Origin of the sequence: Aquicoccus sp. (assembly GCF_041686535.1) — a bacterium.
Taxonomy (GTDB): Bacteria; Pseudomonadota; Alphaproteobacteria; order Rhodobacterales; family Rhodobacteraceae; genus Aquicoccus.
In genome coordinates this window covers 1-4,357 of record NZ_JAWLDS010000157.1, presented here as the reverse complement: position 1 = coordinate 4,357, position 4,357 = coordinate 1, and the positions used below count along the sequence as shown (strand labels likewise).

General features: G+C 61.8%; 3 protein-coding genes and 1 pseudogene. All 4 read left to right on the top strand.

From position 1 onward, the window contains the following. The coding region (locus ACESL9_RS17170) for a dockerin type I domain-containing protein (RefSeq protein ID WP_372675314.1) at positions 1–532 on the top strand (532 nt) is incomplete at its 5' end. Between the two features lie 223 nt (positions 533–755). Next, a pseudogene (locus ACESL9_RS17165) lies at positions 756–1,215 on the top strand (IS110 family transposase); the annotation flags it as partial. Positions 1,216–1,847: 632 nt separating this feature from the next. Then, positions 1,848–2,885, top strand: coding sequence for a substrate-binding domain-containing protein (locus ACESL9_RS17160; protein ID WP_372614866.1), 1,038 nt, complete (start codon positions 1,848–1,850; stop codon positions 2,883–2,885). A gap of 93 nt (positions 2,886–2,978) precedes the next feature. Continuing rightward, positions 2,979–4,355, top strand: coding sequence for a phosphate ABC transporter permease subunit PstC (pstC, locus tag ACESL9_RS17155; RefSeq protein WP_372614865.1), 1,377 nt, complete (start codon positions 2,979–2,981; stop codon positions 4,353–4,355). Positions 4,356–4,357 lie beyond the last annotated feature (2 nt).

Below are 4,357 nucleotides of genomic sequence, written 5' to 3'. Positions count from 1 at the left end.
ACTCTCAGGGACAGTTATCGACCGAAGCGGTGACGCACTCGCAGATACGGAGGTAAAATATCTCCCAGAAGCCGGTGACCCGCCGGTCGATTCGGTGCAGGCGGACGGAGCTGGCTCCTTTTCCATGAGCTTACCTGCAGATACCGATGCTTCAGGCCGTCTCGATGCGGTGCGCGACTACAGCGCCGGCGATCCCGATATCACCGCGCAGGATGCGCTTGAGGTGCTGCGGCTTGCGGTCGGGTTGGAACCGAGCTGGGGTCCGGCCGAGGCCCATGACTACATTGCCGCCGACGTGAACGGCGACGGCCAGGTCACCGCGCAGGACGCGCTCGAGGTGCTGCGCCATGCGGTGGGGCTGGAGACCGAGCACGCGCGCGAATGGGTGTTCGTCGAAGCTGATGCCGATCTAGGCGAGATCAGCCGGGATAATGTCGCCTACGACACGGGCGTGGAGTTCGCAGCGCTGGAGGGCGATCTGGATGTCTCTCTTGCCGGCATCCTGGTGGGTAGCATGCAGGAATATGCGTGAAGGATGGCGTGGGTATTTTTCGTTGGCCGAAACACAGGTCCGGATATCGAAGGGGTGTTTGAATCTGACAGGACCGCGAGGGGATGCCGCGTCGCCTTGAAAACTCTAGCCTTGCTTCGGCGCCTGAGTTTGCCAGAGATGGGGTGGATGCCGCTCTCCCCTTGCGGCATCGCGATGTGCCAAACTCGTGGTGTCAACGCACAAGCTGAAGGAGAGGGCATCCATGGGAGAGGTTAGCATCAGGCGTCGATCTCGCAAAGAACGTGTTCCAGGTGCACGGCGCCGCGGCGGACGGGTCCGTGCTGTTCCGCAAGAAGCTGTCGCGGCCACAGTTCACCCGGTTCATGGCGGAGCACCCACCGTGCAGTGTGGCGATGGAGGCTTGCGCCGGTGCCCATCACTGGGCGCGGGAAATGTCCCGGCACGGAAATGAGGTCCGGCTGATCGCGCCGCATTACGTCAAGCCGTTTCTCAAGCGGCAGAAGAACGACGCCGCCGACGCAGAGGCGATCGTCGAGGCGCCCCTGCGGCCGACGATGCGGTTCGTGGAACCGAAGATCGCCGACCAGCAGGCACACGCAATCGCATTTCGCACGCGCGAGCAGCTCGTGAAACAGCGCACCGAGACCATCAACGCGCTACGCTCGCATCTCTACGAGTTCGGCCATGTTGCGCCCAAGGGCAGACAACGGGACCACCGCACGAACAGGCCTGACAAAAGAACGCACTCGATCACATGTCCAGACGATCAGAATTTCCTTGCAAACCGAGCGGCATCCACAAAATAATGTTCGACGCCAGTCGCGTTCCCTCCGCTCGAAGCAGACCAAGGCGCCCATCGGGCGCGCCAGATCGACAAGGCGGTTGTGCCCGGTCTCCGTATTGGGCAACCGCAGCCTTTGGCCGTCTGGCAGGCAATGAATATCCAGCCAATCGCGGCTGACATCTATTCCAATGACCTGATCATGTGATACCTTGTTCATACTCTCTTCCTTCTGCTCCGCGGTCCTGGATGGCCGCATTCAACTGTTCGAGGCGACGAAGAGAGACGGTGCTGGCTCGCTAAGAAACGTTGTCAAATCCATAAGGCTCAGGCGTCATACACCGCGCCGTCAGCAACCTCGGCCAAGGTGGCTGACGGCGCGGCGCTTGCCATTGATGCCGCGCTTGGTGGGGCGCCGAATTGGCCGGGGGGACGCGCGTTCGTCATGGCGCCCTGATTTCATAAAACTGTTACAAGAATCTTACATAGGGGTCATGTAAAGTGCTTATCCGGACGATGTTCTGTACCAAAACACTGACAGCAGGAGCTATCATGTCCTACACCAAAATCACCGTTTCGGCACTGGCACTGGCCGCCGTGTCCGCGACGACGGCCGCCGCGCGCGACCAGATCAGCATCGTCGGCTCGTCGACCGTGTTCCCTTACACGCAGGCTGTGTCAGAGCAGTTCGCCAACAATACCGGCTCCCCCTCGCCGATCGTTGAATCGACCGGCACCGGTGGCGGCATGCAGATCTTCTGCGAAGGCATCGGCGAAGACTATCCGGACCTGACCGGCGCATCGCGCGCCATGAAGGCGTCGGAATGGGAAAGATGCGTCGAGAACGGCGTAACCGACGTGACCGAGGCGCTGATCGGTTATGACGGCCTTTCGATGGCCGTGTCGCGCGACAATGACTATGCGTGGGATCTTTCGCTGGAAGAAGTGTACCTGGCGTTGGGCGCCGAGGTTCCCGTCGATGGCGAATGGATCGACAACCCCTATACGAAATGGTCGGAAATCGACAGCCGCCTGCCCGACACCGACATCGTTGTGCTTGGCCCGCCGCCGACCTCCGGCACCCGTGACGCGTTTGTGGAACTTGCCATGCGCGAAGGCTGCAAGGAAACCGATTACGTCTCGAACGGCGATTTCGACAAGGCGTGGGTCAAGGAAAACTGCTCGCGCATGCGCACCGACGGACCCTTCGTCGAAGCCGGCGAGAACGACAACCTGATCGTGCAGCGCCTCGAGTCCGACCCGAACGCGATGGGCATCTTCGGTTACTCCTTCCTTTACGAGAACCTCGACAAGCTCAAGGGCGTGAACATTGCCGGCGTCGCGCCGGACGCCGAGACCATCGGTGACTTCTCCTACCCGATCTCGCGTCCGCTTTTCTTCTACGTCAAGAATGCGCATCGCGGCGTGATCCCGAACTTCCAGGAGTTCATCGAGGAGTACATGTCCGAGGACGCTATGGCACCGGGCGGGTATCTTGAAGAGCGTGGCATGGTCACCCTGCCGGACGACCTGCGCGCCGAGACCCAGGACGAGGTCATCAACGGTGCAAAGATGGAACCCAAGAACTGATTGAGTTCTGACCCGGGCGCGGTACGCCGCGCTTCCCTGACGCCCCCTCCCGCCGAGGCGGGGGCGTCTTCCCTTGAAACGGCAGGCCTTCCCATGACGCTTCTCGCCTTTGTGATCCTTTTCGCCGCCGTGGTGATCGGATATTTTCTCAACCTGCGGGCCGCACGTGCGATCCGCGCAGGCGGCACGCCGATGCATTCGCTTGACGGGTTCCACGGTGGCTATGCCGCGCTTATGGTCCTGATTCCGACCTTTTTTCTCATTATTCTGTGGATGTTGTTCCAGGGGACGGTCATCGACTTGCTCGTCAAGGCGGGGTTGCCAGCCGGTCAGCTTGACGGGTTGGGAAAGGGCGAGATCCAGCTGATCATGGCTGAACTCCGCTCGATCGCAGGTGGGCGGGTCTTCGGCCAGCCCGAAGACTGGAAGCTGGAAGCTGCCGAGCGCCTCGTTTCGCTTCGCGCGACATCTGGGTTGCTTCTGGTTGCAGCAACCGCGGCACAGGCGGCGGTGCTTCTTTATTTTGCGCGGCGACGGGTCTCGGGCGAATTCCGGGCACGTCAGGGCACCGAAGGCATCATCCACGGCCTGATGGTGGCCTGCGCCACGGTGGCGATTTTCGTGACCATCGGCATCGTCGCCTCGCTTCTGTTCGAGACGATCCGTTTCTTCAACATGGTGCCGTTCTGGGATTTCGTGCTGGGCACATCGTGGGAGCCGCAAATCCCGCTGCGCGAGGATCAGATCGCGGCGGAAGGCGCCTTCGGGATGCTGCCGGTCTTTCTCGGCACGCTGGTCATCGCCACGGTGGCGATGCTGGTGGCCACGCCCATCGGCCTGCTGTCAGCGATCTACCTTCATGAATTCGCGTCGCACCGCGCGCGATCCGTGATCAAGCCGGTGCTTGAAATCCTCGCGGGTGTGCCGACCGTGGTTTACGGCTTTTTCGCCATCCTCGTGATCGCACCGGCGATTCGCTCGTTCGGCAGTGACCTCGGCTTGCCCATCGCGCCCAATACCGCGCTGGCGGCGGGCAGCGTCATGGGCATCATGCTGATTCCGTTCATCTCGTCCTTTGCCGACGATGCGCTGGGTGCGGTGCCGCGCAGCCTGCGCGACGGCTCGCTCGCCGTGGGGGCGACCCCGGCCGAGACCGTGCTCAAGGTGCTTTTCCCCGCCGCCATTCCCGGCATCGTGGGGGGTATCCTGCTGGCCGTCAGCCGCGCCATCGGCGAGACGATGATCGTCGTGATGGCCGCTGGCCTGATTGCCAAGATGACGATCAACCCGCTGGACAGCGTGACCACCGTGACCGTGCAGATCGTCACCCTGCTGATCGGCGATACCGCGTTTGACAGTCCCAAGACCCTCGCCGCCTTCGCGCTTGGCATGGTGCTGTTCGTGATGACCTTGATCATCAACGTGGCCGCCCTGCGCATCGTGCGCAAATACCGTGAAATCTACGACTAGGA